At 68.8% G+C, this 21,075-nt stretch carries 14 protein-coding genes and 2 pseudogenes; 6 read left to right on the forward strand and 10 right to left on the reverse strand.

Going from position 1 to position 21,075, the window contains the following annotated elements:
• Positions 1–53: 53 nt before the first annotated feature.
• Together WT26_RS31345 and WT26_RS31350 are read left to right on the forward strand one after the other, a co-directional pair.
• Positions 54–473: a rhodanese-like domain-containing protein gene (locus tag WT26_RS31345; RefSeq protein WP_069274754.1), complete on the forward strand. Its 420-nt coding sequence runs from the start codon at positions 54–56 to the stop codon at positions 471–473.
• 90 nt (positions 474–563) lie between these two features.
• Positions 564–890: a superinfection immunity protein gene (locus tag WT26_RS31350; RefSeq protein ID WP_069275211.1), complete on the forward strand. Its 327-nt coding sequence runs from the start codon at positions 564–566 to the stop codon at positions 888–890.
• A gap of 21 nt (positions 891–911) precedes the next feature.
• Here WT26_RS31350 and WT26_RS31355 read toward each other — a convergent pair whose 3' ends face one another.
• The 5 genes from WT26_RS31355 to WT26_RS31375 all read right to left on the reverse strand — a co-directional run bounded on the left by WT26_RS31355 (position 912) and on the right by WT26_RS31375 (position 5,061).
• Positions 912–2,090 (reverse strand): cytochrome P450, encoded by a 1,179-nt coding sequence (locus WT26_RS31355; RefSeq protein ID WP_069274755.1) that lies wholly within the window; start codon positions 2,088–2,090, stop codon positions 912–914.
• A 116-nt stretch (positions 2,091–2,206) separates the two neighbouring features.
• Positions 2,207–2,473: a YodC family protein gene (locus WT26_RS31360; protein WP_069274756.1), complete on the reverse strand. Its 267-nt coding sequence runs from the start codon at positions 2,471–2,473 to the stop codon at positions 2,207–2,209.
• 332 nt (positions 2,474–2,805) lie between these two features.
• Positions 2,806–3,666 carry an isocitrate lyase/PEP mutase family protein gene (locus WT26_RS31365; protein WP_069274757.1) on the reverse strand — a complete coding sequence of 287 codons (861 nt, stop codon included), beginning with the start codon at positions 3,664–3,666 and terminating at the stop codon, positions 2,806–2,808.
• Positions 3,667–3,791: 125 nt separating this feature from the next.
• Positions 3,792–4,652, reverse strand: a complete 861-nt coding sequence (locus WT26_RS31370) for a MurR/RpiR family transcriptional regulator (RefSeq protein ID WP_011354378.1) — start codon at positions 4,650–4,652, stop codon at positions 3,792–3,794.
• Between the two features lie 55 nt (positions 4,653–4,707).
• On the reverse strand, positions 4,708–5,061 hold the full coding sequence (locus tag WT26_RS31375) for a YgiW/YdeI family stress tolerance OB fold protein (RefSeq protein ID WP_069274758.1): 354 nt from the start codon (positions 5,059–5,061) through the stop codon (positions 4,708–4,710).
• A gap of 245 nt (positions 5,062–5,306) precedes the next feature.
• On the opposite strand from WT26_RS31375, the gene WT26_RS31380 reads away from it, so the two are divergent.
• The 3 genes and pseudogenes from WT26_RS31380 (at position 5,307) to WT26_RS31390 (ending at position 8,477) form a co-directional block, all read left to right on the forward strand.
• Positions 5,307–6,353, forward strand: a complete 1,047-nt coding sequence (locus tag WT26_RS31380) for a PDDEXK nuclease domain-containing protein (RefSeq protein WP_060020247.1) — start codon at positions 5,307–5,309, stop codon at positions 6,351–6,353.
• 93 nt (positions 6,354–6,446) lie between these two features.
• Positions 6,447–7,109: a response regulator gene (locus WT26_RS31385; protein ID WP_021159887.1), complete on the forward strand. Its 663-nt coding sequence runs from the start codon at positions 6,447–6,449 to the stop codon at positions 7,107–7,109.
• Positions 7,106–8,477: pseudogene (locus tag WT26_RS31390) on the forward strand (ATP-binding protein). The gene WT26_RS31385 and the pseudogene WT26_RS31390 overlap by 4 nt, the downstream one beginning before the upstream one ends.
• An 801-nt stretch (positions 8,478–9,278) precedes the next feature.
• Here WT26_RS31390 and blaPEN-bcc read toward each other — a convergent pair.
• A complete protein-coding gene (gene blaPEN-bcc / locus WT26_RS31395; protein WP_069274759.1) occupies positions 9,279–10,172 on the reverse strand; it encodes a PEN family class A beta-lactamase, Bcc-type in 894 nt (297 codons plus the stop codon).
• Positions 10,173–10,286: 114 nt separating this feature from the next.
• Between blaPEN-bcc and penR the strand changes: the two genes are divergently transcribed.
• Entirely contained in the window at positions 10,287–11,177 is an 891-nt protein-coding gene (gene penR / locus WT26_RS31400) for a beta-lactamase transcriptional regulator PenR (RefSeq protein WP_069274760.1), read from the forward strand.
• Between the two features lie 507 nt (positions 11,178–11,684).
• On the opposite strand, the gene WT26_RS31405 is transcribed toward penR, so the two are convergent.
• The 4 genes and pseudogenes from WT26_RS31405 to WT26_RS31420 form a co-directional block, all read right to left on the reverse strand.
• Entirely contained in the window at positions 11,685–11,936 is a 252-nt protein-coding gene (locus WT26_RS31405) for a hypothetical protein (protein ID WP_069274761.1), read from the reverse strand.
• A 106-nt stretch (positions 11,937–12,042) separates the two neighbouring features.
• Positions 12,043–14,265, reverse strand: a complete 2,223-nt coding sequence (locus WT26_RS31410; protein WP_069275212.1) for an amylo-alpha-1,6-glucosidase — start codon at positions 14,263–14,265, stop codon at positions 12,043–12,045.
• Between the two features lie 169 nt (positions 14,266–14,434).
• A pseudogene (locus WT26_RS31415) lies at positions 14,435–19,212 on the reverse strand (autotransporter outer membrane beta-barrel domain-containing protein).
• 752 nt (positions 19,213–19,964) lie between these two features.
• A complete protein-coding gene (locus WT26_RS31420) occupies positions 19,965–20,999 on the reverse strand; it encodes a rod shape-determining protein (RefSeq protein WP_069274762.1) in 1,035 nt (344 codons plus the stop codon).
• Positions 21,000–21,075: the final 76 nt, after the last annotated feature.

The following is a 21,075-nucleotide window of genomic DNA, read 5'->3' on the forward strand; positions in this document are numbered from 1 at the left end:
ACCGCGATACTGGCCCCATGTTCATCGCGCATCGCCACCTGGAGAAACCTCGCATGTCCCACGTCACCGACGTTCCCGCCGCCGACAGCCCCGCCGCCCTCGCGCATTTCGAGGCCTCGCTGCGCTTCGAGACCGATTGCTGGGACGTGCACGACGCACTCGCATCGGGCGCGCCCGATTTCGTGCTGCTGGACGTGCGCGGCCCCGCCCCGTTCGCCGCCGGCCATGTGCCCGGCGCGCGCAACCTGCCGCACCGCAAGATCGTCGAGAGCAAGCTCGCCGGTTATCCGGCCGGCACGCTGTTCGTCGTCTACTGCGCGGGCCCGCACTGCAACGGCGCCGCGCGCGCGGCGATCCGGCTCGCGCGCCTCGGCCGGCCGGTCAAGCTGATGATCGGCGGCGTGACGGGCTGGCGCGACGAAGGTTTCGCGTTGTGTAACGAAGCCGCCCCGGCGGATCATCCGGCCGACTGATCGAATCCAAAAACGCAACAATCAATTGTCTGCACGTCAACGGAAAAAGCGCGACAATCGGCTCCATTGCAGTTCGGATGGAGCAGCAACATGCAGAACGCAGTCCTGATTCAAGTGGCCGGTTCGGTGGCCGCGATCGCGATCTATTTTCTGCCAGCGGTCGTTGCCGACCGGCGCGGCCGGCACGACAAGCTGACGGTCGCAATGTTCAACGCGCTGTTCGGGTGGACCGGCATCGGCTGGCTGATGACGCTGTACTGGGCCTGCCAGCCGAACCCGCGCAGCGATGTCGCGCAGACGATCCTCACCAAGCGTCGCGGCATCAGCATGCGGACCTTTTCAACCGGTCTCGTCGAGCGCGTGCAGCGCCGTGTCGCCGCCCAGGAGCAATGGGCGGAAAAGCAAGGCTGCCGCTGAACCCTGTCCCCTTTCGTTTCCTCATCGCGCCGGCTCGAACGTCGGCATCCTGACGTTGGTCGAGTCCCGGTAGCGCCAGCCCGGCGCGTCGCCCGGCGGCAACCCGCCGCCGCGCAACAGCGCCCCGAACGCCCCCGCTGTCACCGCCCGTGCGATCCGCTCGCCCGGGCAGCCATGCGGCCCCGTGCCGAAGCCGAACGCGGGCCCCGGCGGCCGGCCCGGCACGAAACGGTGCGGATCGCGATGCACGGCCGGGTCGCGGTTCGCCGCGGCGAGCACGACGAGGATCGCGTCGCCGGCTTCGACGGTCACGCCTTCGATCGTCGTGCGCGATGCGACGAAACGGCGCGTGTTCTGCACCGGTGAATCGAAGCGCCCGACTTCCGCGACGAACGCGTCGAGCGTCGCATCGTCCGTCGCACAAGGCTCGCCGGCGGGACGCTTGGCCGGATCGAGCCACGCGACCACCGTATTGCCGAGCCAGGCGGCGCTCGCCTCGCATGTCTGCGACAGCAGCCCGACGAGGTTCGCGACCAGCGCGCCGCTTGCCTGCCAGCCGGCCTCGCCTGCGGCGCATTGCACCGCCGCGACCAGGCTGCCGTCGTCCGCGCGCGTCGCGGCGACGATTTCCGTCATCCGGTCGAGCAGCCGCCCGGCCGCGGCGCTTGCACCGGCCAGTTGCGCCGCCGTCGACAGCGGCGACAGCGCGGCGACGAAGTCGGCCACCCACGCGGCAACGTCGTCGAGCCGCGCGTCGTCGAAGCCGAGCAGATCGGCTACCGCGCAGACGGGCACCGTCATGCACCACGTGTTCAGCGCATCGGGCGCCGCATGCGCCGGCAAGCGCTGCGCGGCGAGCGTGGCCGTGCGGCGGCGCAACGCGAGCGCGTCGACCGACGCGAGCGCCGCCTGCATCGCCCGTTTCGGCACGTCGTGCCGCAACGCGCCGTCGTTCATGCGCACCAGCTCGCCGAACAGCGCGCCGGCCGTCGTGCCGCGCAGCGCGGGCGGCACGGGCGCGTCCAGCGGCCGTACGCGGCAGGCCGGATGGCCGAGCACGGCGCTCACGGTCGCGGCGCGGCTCGCGACCCACAGGCCGAGCGTGGCGTCGAACGCGAGCGGCGGCCCGTCGACGAGCGCCGCATAGTAGGGATAGGGATCGCGGTGCGTAACCGCTGCGATGGGATCGGTCGGGTTCATGCAGACAGTATCGACCCGGCCGCGCGCCGCATGTTTCGGCCCGGCGTGAAATGTCGATGCAGCCGGCGACGCCCCCTCGCCGGCCCGCCGACTGTGCGAACCGCCCCCGGTGCGCGTTACGCGGCGGACCGGTAGCGATGCGACTGCATGCGCATGCGTACACGCCCGGCCGAAATCGCGCGCGGCTCCGGCACCACGGTGTCGTGAGGGAACATTTCCTGCCGGAACTCGCCGTTTTCGTCGAACCACTGGCAGATCAGCCAGTCGCCGTCGTCGAATACGACCGGCCCGGCATAGGTTACGGTCATGCGCGGCCCGCCCGTCTTCAGCGTCACGACATCGCCGACGCGAAACCGGGTACGGTGCATATCTCGGATCGTCATCGCTCTCTCAGAAAATTTATATATTCATTATCCGGCACACTTCCGCCGGTATTTTTACGTCGCCACGAAGACTATCAATCACAATAAAAACCGGCAACTGCCGCGTGCGAAAAAAACACAAAATGCATCCCGCAAACGCCCGCCGGACGGTCGATTTCCCGGAACGATCGGCGGGAATTTACAGCATCTTCTTATAAAAAGTGATCGAAAAGACGGGGGGCCGGAATTTCAGCGCCCCCGGTTCGCGAGCGGTTATTTAATCGAAAGCCGCAGCGATTGATTAGCGTCAATCGGAATTTCGGCTGGAAACGATCCCATGCTTTATTTCGGCGTCAGCTTTCGAACGAAAGCGGCAGATTATTCTCCGCGGCGAACCAACGATCGAGCTGGCGCGACGGAATCGCCGCATTCGCGAACGTAAACGTGCCGTCCTGCGCCATTTCCTTCGCGGCGCGCAGGAACGCGCCGAGCGCGGCCCGCGCCAGGGCGCCGCCGACACTCACGCGCTTCACGCCGAGCGCCGCCAGCGCGTCGACGCTCAGCAACCCGCCCTGCAGCCCCATCACGACGTTGACCGGCGCATCGACCGCGCGCGTGAGCTCGGCGATCTCGTCGGGATCGGCCAGGCCCGGCGCATACAGCACGTCGGCGCCCGCGTCGCGATAGGCAACGAGCCGCGCGATCGTGTCGGCGAGGTCGTGGCGGCCGTGCAGGTAGTTTTCGCAGCGCGCGGTCAGCGTGAACGGAAACGGCAGCGCACGCGCCGCGCCGACGGCCGCCGCGATGCGCTCGACCGCCGCTTCGTGTGCATAGATCGGCGCGTCGGCGCGGCCCGTCGCATCCTCGATCGACCCGCCGACCGCGCCGGCCTCGGCCGCGAGCCGGATCGTCTCGGCCACCGTGTCGGGCGCATCGCCGAAGCCGTTCTCGAGATCGGCGCTCACGGGCAGGCCGCCCGCGGCGGCGATCTCGGCGATGTGCGCCAGCATCGCGTCGCGGCCGACCGCGTTGTCCGGCAGGCCGCGCGCATAGGCATAGCCGGCACTCGTGGTCGCGAGCGCCTCGAAACCGGCCATCGCGAGCAGGCGCGCGGTACCGGCGTCCCACGGGTTCGGGATGATGAAAGCGCCGGGCTGCGCATGCAGCGCACGGAATGCGTGCGCGTGGCGGGACTGAAGGTCAGGATGGGTCATCGAGGGCTCCGTCGGAATGAGGAAGCCCCAGCATACGCGCGTGGCGTGCGGCGACGATACGGCTTGCGTTGAAATGTGGGTGCGCGAAGCGGACGGGGACGGCCGCGCTTCGCGATCCATCGGAATCAGACGACGTAAGCGCCCTTCGCATGCAGCTCCGCTTCCGTGCGCTCGAGCGCGGCGATCGCATCGCTGCCTTCGAGCGCCAGCAGCTGCGCGACCAGCGCTTCGGCCATCGCATGCGCGGCCACCAGCGACGGGAAGAACGACGGGCTGTCGTGCGTGAAGATCAGCTGTGCATCCGCGTGCAGCGCGATCGGCGATACCGCGCTGTCGGTGATCGCGACGATCCGGCTGCCCTGCGCCTTCGCGGCCTGCGCGACGCGCGTCGCTTCCGCCGAATACGGGGCGAAGCTGACGACGACGGTCACGCTCTGCTTCGCGATCGTCCGCAGCTCCATTTCGAGCGACCCGGCGACGCCGTTGAGCAGCGACACGGTCGGGCGAAACAGCCGGTAGCCGTACACGAAGCCGAACGCAACCGGGTAGCACGACCGAAACCCCGCGACATGCACGTGCGACGCCTTGCGGATCAGTTTCGCGGCATCGGCGAGCGCGTGCTCGTTCTGCGCGGCGGTGGCCGACAGGTTGTGTTGTTGCGCGGCGAGCAGGTCGTGCGCGAGCGACGCCTTCGCATCGGGCCGCACGAGCGAGCGCGCCCGCTGCGTGAGCGGCTCGGGGCGCGTGCGCACGCGCGCGACACACAGGTCGCGCAGCTCGTTCCAGCCGGGGAAGCCGAATTGCTGCGCGAGCCGCACGAGCGACGCGGGCTGCACCTGCGCGCGCTGTGCGACCTTGCGCATCGACGAGGTGGCGACTTCGTCGGGATGATCGAGCAGGAAGGCGGCGCCCGCCTGGAATTGCGGGCTCAGCTCGGAAAATTGCGCCCGGATCCGGGACGCGAGTTCGTCGAAATTGGCGGCCATCTTGATGGGAACGGGAACCGGTCGTCCATGGTATCACCGGCCCCGCACGCGCCCGTCAGCGCACCACGTCGATGCGGTCGGCGTCGACCTTCACGCGGCCCGACCACTTGCGCTCGAACTCGCCGGTCAGCTTCACCTCGTTCTTGTCGCTGACGGGCTGGCCGGCCGCCCACAGCTTGGGGTCGATCTCGACGCGGATCGTGCCCGTCGCGTCGGCGAACTCGTAGTCCTCGCCGCCGGCATGCTTGACGATGCGCCCCTGCAACTGCACGTGCTGGTCGTCCTTGCCGTTCGCGAGCAGTTCCTTCACGGTCGTCGTGGTCAGCGTGGACGGCCCGGTGTATTCCGCGTACACGGCGGCGGGCAGCACGGCGAGCGCGATCGTCAGGATTCTGGCCAGTTGCTTCATGATGTCGTTTCCTTTTCTTGGCGTAACGCCGCGCTCCGTTGAACGCGACGGCCCCAGATTACGGACCGTAAGATTAAGCAAACCTGAAGGTCACGGCGACGCGACATGGAGACGCATTGGACTGGTACGAATCTCTGCGGCCGCGCATCGGCATGGAGACCAATCGCTGACGGCACGTTGCCCGAAGATGATCGCCCCGGGATAATGTCCCGACCTGATTGAAGCGCGCCGCCGCTTTGCGTGACATGACCGACACCCTATCCGCCGGCCCTTGGGGCGACGATTATCGAAGCTGGCTGACCGACCTCAAGCAACGCGTGGAGCACGCACGGCAACGCGCCGCCGCAAGCGCGAACCGCGAGCTTGTCACGCTGTACTGGCAGATCGGTCGCGACATCCTGGAACGGCAGCAGCGGCGGGGATGGGGCGCGAAAGTGATCGACCAGCTCGCGCGCGACTTGAAGGACGCCTTTCCCGACATGCGCGGATTTTCGCCGCGCAACCTCAAATACATGCGGGCGCTCGCACAGGCGTGGCCGGCGCCGGAATTTGTGCAACAGGCCGTTGCACAATTGCCCTGGTCCCATGTCGTAACCTTGCTGGACAAGCTCAAGGATCCGGCCACGCGAGACTGGTACGCCGGCAAATCCCTCGAACACGGCTGGTCGCGCAACGTGCTGGCGATGCAGATCGACACGCAGGCGCATACTCGTGCCGGCAGCGCGGTGACCAATTTCGACGCACGCCTGCCGCCACCGCAATCCGATCTGGCGCGCGAAGCCCTGAAAGACCCGTACGTCTTCGACTTTCTCGGCCTGACCGAGGACGCGCAGGAACGCGACATCGAACAGGCGCTCACCCGGCACATCACGCGGTTCCTGCTCGAGCTCGGCGCCGGGTTTGCGTTCGTCGGCCGCCAGTACCGGCTCGAGGTCGGCGGCGACGAATTCTTCATCGACCTGTTGTTCTATCACCTGAAGCTGCGCTGCTACGTCGTGGTCGAACTCAAGGCGACGCCCTTTCGGCCCGACTACGCCGGCCAGCTCAACTTCTATCTGTCCGCAGTCGATGCCCAGTTGAGAGCGCCGGAAGATCAACCGACGATCGGCCTGCTGCTTTGCCGGGAAAGGAACCGCCTCGTCGCCGAATATGCGCTGCGCGGCATGGCCAATCCGATGGGCGTCGCCGAATATCAACTCCTCCGACAAATCCCGAAATCGCTCGAATCGGGGTTGCCGTCGATCGACCGAATCGAAGCCGAATTGCGTCCGGATCTGCCGGAAGTCGAATGACGGCGCGCCCCGCTTAAGCTCCCCCTAAGCCGCACGCGCTTATCATGGGCGCATCGGGCGCGGCCTTGCGCCCTCACGGAGAGACACGAATCCATGCGCGTACTGCTCGTCGAGGACGATCCGCTGATCGGCAGCGGGCTCGAACAGGGCCTCAAACAGGAAGGCTTCGCGGTCGACTGGGTGAAGGACGGCGACGCCGCGTCGCTCGCGTTGCGCGCGACCGGCTACGGCCTGCTGCTGCTCGATCTCGGGCTGCCGAACCGCGACGGTTTGTCCGTGCTCGCCGCGCTGCGCCGCCGCGACGAAAACCTGCCCGCGATCATCATCACCGCGCGCGACGGCGTGCCCGACCGCATCGCGGGCCTCGACAGCGGTGCCGACGACTATCTCGTCAAGCCGTTCGAGCTCGACGAGCTGCTCGCCCGCATCCGCGCGGTCAACCGCCGCCACGCGGGCCGCGCGCAGACGACCCTCGCGATCGGCCCGCTGCGGCTCGACCCCGTCAAGCACCTCGTCTGGCTCGGCGACGACGAAGTCACGCTGTCGCCGAAGGAGTTCGTGCTGCTGCACGAGCTGATGCGCGACCCGGGCGCGGTGATTTCGCGCGAGCAGTTCGAGGAGCGGCTGTACAGCTGGGGCGAGGAAATCGAGAGCAACGCCGTGCAGGTGCACATCCACAACCTGCGCAAGAAACTCGGCCACGACATGATCCGCACGGTGCGCGGCGTCGGCTACCGGATCGGTGACGGCGCATGACGCGCATGCAACACGCGATCGCGCGCTGGCGCAACGCGTCGCTGCGGCGACGCCTGCTGATGTGGCTGCTTCCGGCCGCGTGCGTGATCGGCCTCGTCGCAAGTGCCGGCACCTACTGGGGCGCGCTGCGCGAGCTCGACGACCTGCTCGACGACCAGATGCGCAGCATGTCGAGGCAGATCGTCGTCGGCCCGAACGGCGAGCTGTCGTTCAGCAACCACGCCAACGGCAAGCACGGCTTCGAAGCGAGGCGACCCCGACGCGGTGCTGCTGCAGGTCTGGCGCAACGGCACGCTCGTGTATTCGACCGATCGCGATTCGAAACTGCCGCCGCCCGAGCAGAAAGGCATCGCGAGCGTCGACGTGGGCGGCCAGCCGTGGCGCACCTACGTGACCGAACGCGGCGGCACGACGATCCGCCTCGCGCAGGCACGCCATGCGCGCTGGGAAGCGATCGCGGGCATCGCCGTGCACCTGCTGTGGCCCGTGTTCTCGATGCTGCCGCTGCTCGCGATCGGCCTGTGGTTCGGCATCGGCGCGGGGTTGCGGCCGCTGCGCACGATCGCATCCGGCCTCAAGCGCAGGAATGCGAACAATCTCGAGCCGGTCGACGTCGGCGCGATACCGAACGAAGTCCGTCCGCTCGCCGAAGCGATCAACGACCTGCTCGCGCGCCTCGACCGCTCGTTCACGCTGCAACGGCACTTCATTGCCGATGCCGCGCACGAATTGCGCACGCCGATCATGGGGTTGTCGATCCAGTCGCAGTTGCTGCGGCGCGCGTCGTCCGCCGAGGAACGCGAGCACATCCTCGCGCAGATCCACGCCGGCACGACGCGGCTCGGCCACCTCGCCGAGCAACTGCTGACGCTCGCCCGCATCGAGCCGGACGCGCAGACGGCCGCGTCGGCGCCCGTCGATCTCGCCGCGCTGTGCCGGTCGGTGGTATCGGACCGCACGCGCGTCGCCGACGCGCACCGGATCGATCTCGGCGCGATCGGCGCGTCGCCCGTCACGGTCGCCGGCAACGCCGATACCTTGCGCGTGCTGCTGAACAACCTCGTCGACAACGCGATCCGCTATGCGGGCGACGGCGCCTGCATCGACGTGAGCGCGCGCGTCGACGGTGCGACGCCCGTGCTCGAAGTGTCGGACGATGGCCCCGGCATTCCGGAAGCAGAACGCACCGACGTGTGGGAGCGTTTCTATCGCGGCGAAGGCGCGCAGGCCGTCACGTCGTCGGGCAGCGGGCTCGGGCTGTCGATCGTCAAGCGGATCGCCGAACAGCATCGCGCGACGGTCGCGCTCGGCACGACGCGCGGCGGGCGCGGGCTGACCGTCACGGTGCGCTTCAATGCACCAGCCTGAAGCCGTCGCGATGCCCGGCTTTTCCACAGATTGTGTTGGCAAGCTTGTGGATATCCTGCGCATCATCGCGCTAAGCCCTTGATCCGGCGGGCTTTGGCATGCGTGATGCAGGGCGGGCGCGCGGCAGCGGCGCGCCGCGTGCGATTGTTTCGCCGCCCACACCACGCCCGTTCCGCGCCTGCCGATGCCGCGCCCGGCGCACGCGCCGCATCGCGCCATTTACCCACAGATTTTGTTGGCAAGCTTGTGGATATCCTGCGCACGCGTGCGCTAACCCGTTGATCGCGCAGCGAAACACGTTGCGCGTCACGGATGCGGCACCGCGGCGCGACGCACGCCGTCTCCGTGCGTCGCCACGCGATCGCGCGATCGCGTGCGGCCCGACTTTTCCCCAGATTTTGTTGGCAACGATGTGGATAGCCTGCGCATACCCCGATCAAGCACTTGATCCGAAAGGCTTTCCTTGCGTTGTCGCGAATGAGGCACGCACAAGCCGACCGCTTGTCCACAGATTGTGTTGGCAAGCATGTGGATAGCCTGCGCATACCGCGACCAAGCGCTTGATCCGAAAGACTTTCCTCGCGCGGTCGCGAATGAGGCACGCGGCGCATCGACGCGATGCGCTCGCCGCCCGTTCACACGACATGCCACGCACGCGGGCCTGAGCCGGCCGCTTGTCCACAATTTTTGTTGGCAAGCATGTGGATATCCTGAGCATGCGTGACCTAAGTCGTTGATCGCACAACACTTCGGCACGCGCGCCACGCATGCGGCACGGCCTCGCCCCGCGTCGCGCTTCACTCAACCGAGCGCCGCGATCGCGATGCGCGTCGCCGCCGCGATCACGTCGTCCTTCCCCTTCGCATCGGCACGCGCCTGCGTGTAGTACACGGTCAGCACGATCGGCCCGCGTGCGGGCGGCCAGAGCACGCCGATGTCGTTGGTCGTCCCGTAGTCGCCGGTGCCCGTCTTGTCGCCGACCGTCCACCCGGCCGGCACGCCCGCGCGGAGCCGCTTGTCGCCCACCTTGTTGCCACGCATCCACGCAACGAGCTGCGCACGCTGCGCGGCCGGCAGCGCATCGCCGAGCATCAGCACGCGCATGCTCGCGGCCATCGCGGCCGGCGTCGTCGTGTCGCGCAGGTCGCCCGGCAGCGCGGTATTCAGTTCGGTCTCCCATCGATCGAGCCTGAACGTGTCGTCGCCGATCGAACGCGCGAAGGCCGTCACCGCCGACGGGCCGCCGAGCAGCTTCATCAGCAGGTTCGCGGCCGCGTTGTCGCTGTACTGGGCCGTCGCCTCGCACAGCTCGCCGACCGTCATGCCCGTGTCCACGTGCTTCTCCGTCACCGGCGACCACTCCAGGAGATCGGCCTGCCGGTACGTCACGCGCTGCGTGAACAGCGCCGGACGCGCGACGGACTCCGCGAGCACCGCCGCACTCAGCATCGCCTTGAACGTGCTGCAGAACGGAAACCGCTCGTCGGCGCGATGCTGCACACGCCGGCCGGTCGCGGTATCGAGCGCGTGCACGCCGAGGCGGCCGCCCGCGGCGCGTTCGAGTTCCGCGAGCGAGGTCGCCGCCCCCATGGAGGAAGCATTCGCCAGCGGCGACGCGCACGCGCTCAGGGTCAGCGCGAGCGGCGCCGTCGCGGCGGCCAGCAACAGGGTTCGACGTTTCGATGAGTAGGTCATGTCGGTTGTCTCGTGATGGATGGGATCAGGATGCCGGCCCGGCGACACGCAATATCCCGGCTTTACGTTTGTCTGACAAGCAACGATAATTGAGCGCTGACGAAAGAAATTCTTATGACCAAGCTCCGCCCTCATCTTCCGCTCAATGCCCTGCGCGCGTTCGAATCGTCGGCGCGCCACCTGAACTTCACGCGCGCCGGCCTCGAGCTGAGCGTGACCCAGGCCGCGGTCAGCCAGCAGGTGCGCTCGCTCGAGGAGCGGCTCGGCTGCACGCTGTTCACACGGCTGCCGCGCGGCCTCGGGCTCACCGACGAGGGGCGCGCGCTGCTGCCCGTGCTGAGCGACGCGTTCAGCCGCATCGAGACGGTGCTCAAGCAGTTCGACGGCGGGCGCTTCCACGAGGTGCTGTCGCTCGGCGTCGTCGGCACCTTTGCCATAGGCTGGCTAATGCCACGCCTGAAGCAGTTCGGCGATACGCATCCGTTCGTCGAGCTGCGGCTGCGGACCAACAACAACGTCGTCGATCTCGCCGCCGAGGGCCTCGACTTCGCGATCCGCTTCGGGGAAGGCAGCTGGCCGGCGACGCGCAACGAGCACCTGCTCGACGCGCCGCTCACCGCGCTGTGCGCGCCGGACATCGCGCGGCGCCTCGCGCAACCGGCCGATCTCGCGAACGAAACGCTGCTGCGCTCGTACCGCACCGACGAATGGCTCGGCTGGTTCGACGCCGCGCAGCTCGCGCCATGGGCGGTCAACGGGCCCGTGTTCGATTCGTCGCGGTTGATGGTCGAGGCCGCGATGCAGGGCGCGGGCGTCGCGCTCGCGCCGGCGTGCATGTTCGTACGCGAACTGCAGCTCGGCCTGCTCGCGCGGCCGCTCGACGTCGACGTGCGCGCCGGCGGCTACTGGCTCACCTCGCTGAAGTCGAAGCCGCTCACGCCGGCCATGACGCTCTTTCGCGACTGGATCGCGAGCGAAGCGGCCGGCGCGGCGCCGGTCGAGTGATCGCGCGACGGCGCCCGCTTTGTCCACAGTTTGTGTTGGCAAGGATGTGGATATCCTGGGTACCCGACCCCTAACTCATTGATCCCGCACGATTTCCGGTTGCGATGCACGGATCGGGCAGTTCGCCCGCGCGGCGCCGCGACGAATGCGCGGCGGCCCCGCATTGCCAACCTCGGCGATGCAATTGCTCGCAACTTGTCCACAGAATATGTTGGCAAGCCTGTGGATATCCTGCTGACGCGGCGCGTAAGCATTTGACGCAACAGGGAATTCGATCCGACACCACCCGGGCGGCACGCATGAGGCACGCGTGACTGGATCGCCGCGCGCCGCGCCGGCGGCGCGTGCGTTCTCCACAGATTGTGTTGGCAAGCTTGTGGATATCCTGCGCATCGGCCACCTAACTCATTGAGCGCACGGCATTTTGTGTCGCGCGCGCACGATTGTGCAGCGCGGCGGGCAACCGCATGGAAGTGCGGCGGCGCGAGCGCGCCGCCGCGGATGGGCTCAGTGCTTGTCGAGCGAGCCGCGCAGTTCGCTCGCCTTGTCGCGCAGCGCCTCGTAACCCGAGCGCGCGTGCTCGGGCAAGTCGGGATCGCCGATCAGCGCACCGAGCGTTTCGATCAGGCTGAACAGAATGCCCTTCGCCGCGCCGACCGCGATGCTCTGCGATTCGATCGACTTGTGCAGGTGGTCGACCGCCGCTTCCAGATTCTCGAGCTTGTGCTCGCCGTCGTCGGGCCGGTTGTCGGTCGTCATCGTCTACCTCCGCCATCGTTCAAGGGTCATGTCACGATTCTATGCCGCGTCGCGCGAACGTGGCGCGACATCGCGCAACGTTCGCGCGCAGCGGTCGGCCTGTCCCCTACAGCACCGCGACCACCTTCACGCGGCCCGGCTGCTCCGCCGACGCGACGACCTGGCCGTCGACGCGGCGGAACGTGAGCGACACGGTTTCGTCACCGACGCGCAACGCGTCGATCCGCAGCCAGTCGACGCCTTCCGGCAGCGCCGGGCGCTCGACGCGCACCTCGTGGCGCGACGCGTCGATGCTCACGCCGAGGCAAGCCTGCAGCATCATGAACGGCGCGCCCGCCGCCCACGCTTGCGGCAGGCAGGCCACCGGATACGCGGTCGGCGGTTCGCCGCGCCGGCGCGGGAACCCGCAGAACAGCTCGGGCAGGCGCATCTCGAAACTCACCGCCGCCTCGAACAGCGCGCGCAGCAGGTTCACCGCGGCCGTCTTGTCGCCGTAGCGCGCGAGCCCGCGCGCGATCAGCGCATTGTCGTGCGGCCACACCGAGCCGTTGTGATACGCCATCGGGTTGAAGCGCGGCTGGCCGGCGGCCAGCGTGCGGATGCCCCAGCCCGTCTGGAACAGCGCCGAGCCGAGCACGCCGGCCACCGCCGCGCCGCGCTCGGCGTCGGGCAGCCCGAACGCGAGCAGGTGGCCCGCGTTCGATGCGAACACGCGGCACAGGTCGCCATGACCGTCGAGCGCGATGCCGTAGAAATCGCCTTCCGGCATCCAGAACAGCGCGTCGACCTGCTCGCGCAGCGTCTTCGCGCGCAATGCATAACGCGTGGCGTCGGCCGCGTGGCCGCGCCGGTGCGAGCACATCGACATCGCATCGAGCGCCGCGCACGCATACCCCTGCACTTCGACGAGCGCGATCGGCCCGTCCGGAAAGCGTCCGTCCGCATGGAACACCGAATCGTGGCTGTCCTTCCAGCCCTGGTTCGCGAGACCGCGCTCCGACGTGCGCTGATAATCGAGCAGTCCGTAAGGATTGCGGTCGCACTTGTCGATCACCCATTGCGCGGCGCGCTCGAGCGCGGGCCAGAGTTCGTCGATCAACGCATCGTCGCCGGTGCGTTCGACATACGCGCCCGCGAGCACGATGAACAGCGGCGTCGTATCGACACCGCCGTAGTACAGCGCGAACGGCACCTCGCCCGTCGCGGCCATCTCGCTGCGGCGGAACTCGTGCATGATCTTGCCGGGCTCCGCATCGCGGAACGCGGACGTCTCGCGCGCCTGGTGCTCGGCCAGGAACCGTAGCACGCCGCGCGCGAGCGACGGCTGCAGCCAGAGCATCTGCAACGACGTGATGACCGCGTCGCGGCCGAACGGCGTCGAGAACCACGGAATGCCCGCATACGGGTACGGCCCCGTGTCGAGCTGCGTCGTGAGCAGCCCGAGATCCGCGAGCGAACGGTCGAGCCACGCGTCGAACAGCGGATTGCCGGTGTTCACGCGCGCCATCGATTCGCGCCGCGCGCGCATTTCGCGGTGCACGCCGACGAGCGCGGTGCGCAGCGCGACGCGGCCGCACCCGGGCGTCTCGCCGCGCGCCGCGCCGACGGTCGCATCGACGGTCAGGTAGATCGACACGCACGCCTGCGCGGCGATCGTCAGCGTGTAATCGGCACGATCGACCGACAGCGCGTCGGGCGCCGGCGAGAAGTGCACGGTCACGTTGCGCTCGACGCTGTCGAGGCCGTCATAGCGCAGCCGCACCGCGCCCGCGTCGACGCGCGGCTGCGCGATCGTGCCGCGGCGCGCGCGGTGCGTGCCGCGCACCTCGAACATGTCCTTGAAATCGGCCGCGAACGACAGCGACAGCGGCACCTCGGCCTCGCTCGAGCCGTAGTTCGTCAGCGTCAGCGCTTCGTAAAGCACGTCGCCCGCGAGCACGCGCATCCGCTCGATGTGGATCACGCCCTCGGGCGTTTCGTGGCCGCCGAGCGGCGGCAGCGGGCGGTTCGTCAGGTGGGCGGTGAACGACGCGTTGTCGGCGCTCGTCGCGCCCGACAGCAGCGACGGCGCGCGGCCGCCGAACGTCAGCCGCCACGTCGACAGCACGCGCATGTCGTCGACGAACAGGCCGTCGTCATGGCCGCCGATGTCGCCGAGCGCATCGCCGACCACGAACGCGTTGCCGGATTTCAGCACGTACTGGTTGTTGCGCGCCAGTGCCTGCGGATCGGCTTCGGGCGCGATGAATGCGGGGCCCGACGCGGGGGTCGGGGGCACAGGCGCGACTTGCGGCGCGCGCGTCGTTGTCTCGTCGGCGTGATTCGGCATCGATGCTCCTGTGTTGGGCAGCACGCGCAGCGCGCGTCGCTCGTTCCGCACAGGATAGGCCAGATTGCGCCGCGTTCGCAGCGACACACGAACCGCGGCCCCGCACGGCGTCGATGCCGTGCGGGGCCGCGCTCCCGCGACGCCGCGCCAGGCGCGGGTCAGCGCAGGGTCAGAATTTCCACAGGATGTTGCCGAGAATGGCGTTGTCGCGCACGCCGCTGCCGTACTGGCCGCTGTACGTGAGGCCGAGCGTCAGGTTCTTCGTGACACTCGCATCGAGCCCGAGCTCGAGCACGGCGCTGTCGCGAGCAATCGGCACGCCCGACACCTGGAACGACGTGCCGCCGTTCGCGAACGTGAACGCCGACGACGGCCGCACGTTGCCGAACGCATGCCGCCAGCCGACCGTCCCGCGCGCGGTCAACGTGCCCTTCGCGAGCACGCCGAGCTGCGACGCCGCGCGCACGCCGAGGGTCGAGAAGCCGACGTGGGTCGTCTCGCCGCCGGCGCGCAGTGCGGCCGCGCCACCCGTTTCCGTATAACCGTCGGTATGCAGGTTCACGTACGCGAGGCCCGCGAACGGTTCGATCGCCACGGGCCCGACCGGCAGCGCGTAGCCGACTTCGCCGAACACCTGCGCGGTGTTCGCGTCGTACCTGGCCGAGTTGCTGTCGCTGAAGCCCGCGTACGACGGATGGCGGTCGGCGTTGATCCGGTACCACGTGTACGACGCGCCGCCGCGCACGCCGAGCGCACCGTACTGCGCGCCGCCGTACAGCGACAGGTAGTAGCTGTTCACCGACGCCGACGAACTCTGGGCGTTGTCGAGCGAGCCGTGCGTGACGCTGGCCGCGAGGCCGACGCGCGTGCGGTCGTTGAGCGCCATGTCGGCACCGGCGATGAAGCCCGTCATGCTGCGGTTGATCGTCGACGCGTTGCCGTCGCCGGTGAGCCGGCTGCGGCCGCCGAACGCCTGCCCCCACACGACCGGCCGATACGGCACGTTGCTGACGCAGCCGGCGTGCGAGCCGAGCCGCCGCTCGGGCGGCAGCGCGTTGTCGCGCGCCGCGGCGGCGCCCGTGTCGCCGCACAGCGCGGCGCCGCCCGACGACAGCGCGGCGAGCGGGCCCGACCCGGGCGCGAGGCCCTGGCGGACGCGATCGGTCACCGCGTCGCGCACATAGCGGCTGTCGAGCAGCAGCATGCTCTTCGCGCTCGCGTAGAACTCGCCGTCGAGTTGCCGGAACGCGGTGCGCGCGGTGGGCGCGTCCGCGACGAGCACCGAGTCGTACACCGCATTGCCGGCCTTCAGCGAGCCGATCGCCTGGGCGACCGCCACCTCGTTCGGCGTGGTCGCGACCGACATGAACGACGTGCCGTTCGACGACAGCTGCAGGTACACGTGATTCGGGTCGTAGCTGAGCGTCGGCGTGACGAACGCATAGGTCGAGCTCACGCCCGCGAACTGCCCCTGGACGCCGCCGCCCGCGCTCATGATCGTGTACTGCGTACCTGCCTGGTACGACGCCTGGCTCGCGAGCACCTGCACGGTGCCGCCGTTCAGCGTCGCCGTGCCGCCGGCCGCGAGGCTGCCGCTTTGCTGCGGCGAAGCCGCGACCTGGAACGTCGAGCCCGGCTGGAACGTGACGTTGCCGCCCACGTTCAGCGCCTGCCCCGGCTGCGACAGCGACGCTGTGCCGCCGCTCGCGACGACGAGGCCGCCGATCGTGCCGGTGCCCGTGACCGTCGCGCCGTTCTGCACGGTGACGGTCGATGCGGCCAGCGAGCCGTTGACGGCCAGCGTGCCGGCCCCGACCGTCGTGGGCCCGGACAGCGTGCTCGTGCCGGTGAGCGTCAGTTGCCCGCTGCCGGCCTGCGTCAGCGAGCCCGCGCCGGACAGCACGCTCGCGATCGTCACGTTGCCGGACTGATTGACGATCAGCGCGCCGTTGTTGGTGATGTCGCCCGCGACGCTGCCCGACGTGCCGCCGTTGCCGAGTTGCAGCGCGCCGCCGGCCGCGATCGTGGTGCCGCCCGTATACGTGTTGCTGCCGGTCAGCACCTGCGTGCCGCTCGCCACCGTGACGCCGCCCGTGCCGCCGATCGTGCCGCCGAACGCGGCGCCGTTGCCGTTCAGCGTCAGCGCATTCGCGCCGAGGTTCACGTTCGTGCCGGCCACGCCGGTCAGCGCGCCGATCGTCTGCGCGCCCGTCGCGCCGCTCACGTCGAACGTCGCGCCCGTGCCGGCGAGGTTCACCGCGCCCGTCGACGCCAGGCTGCCGCCCGCGCCGAGCGCGAGCGTGCCGGCATTGATCGTCGTGCCGCCGGTGTAGGTGTTCGCGCCCGTCAGCGTCGTCGTCGCCGCGCCGTTCTTCACGAGACCGCCCGCGCCGGAAATCGTGCCGCTCAGCGTGAGCGCGTTGCTGCCGCCGAGCGTCAGCGACGCCCCCGTGCCGAGGTTGACCGCGTTGCCGAGCGTCATGCTCGTGGTCGTATCGAGCGTCGCCGCGCCGCCGACGTTCAACGCGCCCGTGCCGAGCGCCGAGTTGTTGCCGAGCACCACGCTGCTGCCGCCGTTCAGGTTCGTGCCGCCCGTGTACACGTTCGCGCCGGTCAGCGTCTGCGTGCCGGTGCCGGCCAGCGTCAGGCTGCCGGTGCCGCCGATCGTGCCGCCGAAGGTGCCGCTGGCGGTCCCGCCCAGCGTCAGCCCGTTGCCGCCCATGTTGACGTTCGTCCCCGCGACGCCCGACAGCGCGCCGATCGTCTGCGCGCCCGTCGCGGCGCTCAGGTCGAGCGCCGCGCCCGCGTTGGCCAGGTTCACCGCGCCGGTCGACGCCAGGCTGCCGCCGGCGCCGAGCGCCAGCGTGCCGCCGTTGATCGTCGTGCCGCCCGTGTAGGTGTTCGCACCGGTCAGCGTCGTGGTCGCCGCGCCGTTCTTCACGAGGCCGCCCGCGCCGGAAATCGGGCCGCCCAGCCCGAGGGCATTGCTGCCGCCGAGCGTCAGCGTCGCGCCAGTGCCGAGGTTGACCGCGTTGTTGACCGACAGGCTCGCGTTCGTGTCGAGCGTCGCCGCGCCGCCGACGTTCAGCGCGCCCGTGCCGAGCGCCGCGTTGTTGCCGAGTATCAGGGTGCCGCCGTTCAGGTTCGTGCCGCCCGTGTAGGTGCTCGCGCCGTTCAGCGTCTGCGTGCCGGTGCCGGCCAGCGTCAGGCCGCCGGTGCCGCCGATCGCGCCGTTGTACGTCGCGCTGCCGTTGCCGCCCAGCGTCAGCGTGTTGCCGCCGAGGTTCACGTTCGTGCCGGCCGCGCCGGTCAACGCGCCGATCGTCTGCGCGCCGCCTGCGGCGATGTCGAACACGGCGCCCGCGTTGGCCAGGTTCACCGTGCCGGTCGCCGACAGGCTGCCGCCCGCGCCGATCGCCAGCGTGCCGCCATTGATCGTCGTGCCGCCCGTGTAGGTGTTCGTGCCCGTCAGCGTCAGCGTCGCCGCGCCGTTCTTCACGAGACCGCCCGCGCCGGCAATGCCGCCGCTCAGCGTGAGCGCGTTGCTGCCGCCGAGCGTCAGCGTCGAGCTGTTGGCGAGATTGACCGCGTTGCCGAGCGTCACGTTGGCGCTCGCGTCGAGCGACGCCGGCGCATTCACGTTCACGTGCCGGTGCCGAGCGATGTATTGTTGCCGACCACCAGGCCGCCGCCGTTCAGGTTCGTGCCGCCCGTGTAGCTGTTCGCGCCGGTCAACGCCAGCGTGCCGCCGTCGTTCTTCGTCAGCGCGCCACCGCCCGTCACCGCGCCCGACAGCGTGAGCCCGGTCGCGCCCTGCACCGTCAGCCCGCCCGCGCCGAGGGTCACGGTGTTGCCGACGTCGAGCCCGGCGGCACCCGCCTGCAGCGCGCCGCCGCTGGCCGTGACGCTACCGGTGCCGAGCGACGCGTTGTTGCCGATGATCGCGACGCCGCCCGCCAGCGTCGTGTCTTGAGCGGTCGACGCGCCGTTGATCGTCCAGTTGCCGCTCTGGACGTCGACGTGATTGAAGTTGACGTAGTTGTTGACCGCGATCGTGCCGTTCGCGCCGGTGCCCTGCTGCAGGTTGAGCGTGTTGTTGCCGCCCGCGCCGCCGTCGACCGTGCCCGTCGCCGCCACGTTGATCGTGTTCGGGCCGATCGTGATGTTGAACGCGCCGCCGGTGCCGCCCGCCGTATTGACCGACGAGCCCGTCACGGCATTGAACGTGTTGGTGCTGTTCGCGCCCATCGACACGCCGCCGTTGATCGTGCCCGAGTTGGTAAACGTATTGCCCTCCCCGGGCGTGCCGTTCGAGCCGAGCGACACGCGGCCGTTGATCGTCCCGCTGTTCGTCATGTTGACCGTGGCGCCGCCGTACGCGGCCACCACGGGCGCGTCCGCGCCGGCGAGGGTCGCGCCGACCAGCGGGTTCGAGCCGATCGTGCCGGTGTTGTTGATCGTCGACGTACCGCCCGTGCCGTTCTGGACCGACAGCGCCATGCCCGTCACGCCGCTGATCGCCACGCCGGTCGAGCCGTTCATCGTGCCGTTGTTGGTGACGCGGGTGTTGACGCTCGCCGATGCATTGCCGATCACCGCACCGCTCGACAGCACGCCGAGCCCGGAGCCGAGCGCGGACGGGTCGATCGTGCCGTTGTTGGTCAGCGAGTTGTTGTTGCCCGTCAGCGACATCGCGGTGCCGCCGACGCCGAGCAGCACGCCGACGCTCGCGCCGGGATTGACGGTGGCCTGGATGTTGTTCGCGCTGTTCGCATAGCTCGGCGCAAGCGGGTTGGCGACCCCGGAGCAGGTCACCGTCGTGCCTGCCGTGGAACAGGTCGCATGCGCCGGAATGATGCCCGCGCCCATGAGCGCGAGGCCGACGCCGGTCGGCAGCAGGAATCGCGGAAACGGCTCTCTGGTTTTTCTCGAACGCACGCTGCTCATGCTTTTCTCTCCCTCAGTCGGAAACGGACGGCACGAAACGAATCGACGGCGCGAAACGAAAACTGCGGGCTACCGCGGCAAGCGAAAACGCAGGACGAACGAGGCCCCTCCGATGCTCCGGAATGGAGTCGGATTCATTCAGGTTGCAATGCGGAAAATCAGCCCGTAAACGCGAGAAACGGTGTTAGCCGAATGACATGTTGGTGGCCCTCTGGCAGCGACGTTCTGGTTGATTTGATGACTGCCTGCTAATTGTCAGACAAGGTATATCAAAGAGGCCCGATTTGCCAAACGATATGTCGTTATCGGCGTGAAAATTAGAATACGTCGGTATTTTCCCGCACATGATTTCCCCGTACCTATAGGCCTTGCTCGGCGCTGCGCCCCGGCTTCAACAGGAAAATGGAAGAATTTCAAAACTCGATTGATTGAACTATTTTCTGAATTCTTGCAGTGCAAGAAATCAATGCCCATCGAATTATTAAATACCTCCAGAATAAACATCACGATGCACCGCATCAAAATCCATTACATTCGTTCAATTTGATCTGGATCATTTCCGCTTTCGATTCGCTTGAATCGGATGGCATGGAATCTGCTGTCGCGATGGCCGACACGGATTCAGGAAGCGGCGGGAAGCCGGTGGACGAGAGATGGAGATCGCCGGCCGACGCCGGCGGCGCGAGCACCGGAAGCCGGGCCGCGCGGAAAGAACGGAAGGAAGAAAGAAAGGAAGCGGAACGCGCCGCGCGTCAGGCCGCGGCGCGCATCGGCACGCGGCCCATCGCCGCCGCCGCGCCGCGGACCGCGCAGGTCAGCGGATCATCGGCGACCCGCGCCGCAAGCCCGGTCTCGTCGCGCAGCCGCTTGCCGAGGTTCGCGAGCAGCGCGCCGCCGCCCGTCAGCACCACGCCGCGATTCGCGATGTCGGTCACGAGCTCGGCCGGCGCGTTCTCGAGCGTGCGCTTGACCGCGCTCACCACCGCGTTCAGCGGCGCGGCGAGCGCATCGGCGACGTCGTGGTTGCTGAGCTCGATCGTGCGCGGCAGGCCGTCGACGGCGCTGCGCCCCACCACCCGCATCGTTTCGCGCGGCACGCCGGCGCTCGCGGTGCCGATCGTCTTCTTCACGTGCTCGGCGGTCTGCTCGCCGAGCAGCACGCCATACAGGTTGCGGACATGGTTGACGATCGCCGCGTCGAACTGGTTGCCGCCGACGCGAATCGCCTCACGGTAGACGATGCCGCCGAGCGCGATCACCGCGACTTCCGTCGTCCCGCCGCCGATATCGACGACCATCGAGCCGACCGGCTCGGTCACCGGCAGCCCCGCGCCGAACGCGGCGGCGAGCGCCTCGTCGACCAGCGTGACGCTCGCCGCGCCCGCCGCGAGCGCCGCCTCGGACAATGCATGCCGCTCGACGGCCGTCGCATCGGACGGCACGCACAGCGTGACCTCGACGCGGCGGCCGAAACGCGACCGCGTCCGCGACATGTCGATGAAGCTGCGGATCATCTGCTCGGCCGCGTGCGCGTCGGCGATCACGCCATGCCGCATCGGCCGCACGGCTTCGAGATGCCCCGGTTCGCGGCCGAGCAGCGCCTTCGCGCGCTCGCCGACGGCCTCGAGCGTCGGCCGCGCGTCGGTCGCGCCGGCCTTGCGGAAGCAGACGACCGACGGCTGGTTCAGCACCACGCCGCGTTCGTGCGTATAAATCCGCGTACTCGCCGTTCCAGGGTCGATCGCAACGGGTTGCGCAAACAACTTTCCGAACAGCGGTGTCGACATGAGCAAACCTTTACGAGCGGGGAAAAAAACGTTTCCGGCGACGCACGGCGCGTGCCGGCCCATCCCCGACTTAGCG

This window comes from Burkholderia cepacia, from assembly GCF_001718835.1.
GTDB classification, from domain to species: Bacteria; Pseudomonadota; Gammaproteobacteria; order Burkholderiales; family Burkholderiaceae; genus Burkholderia; species Burkholderia cepacia_F.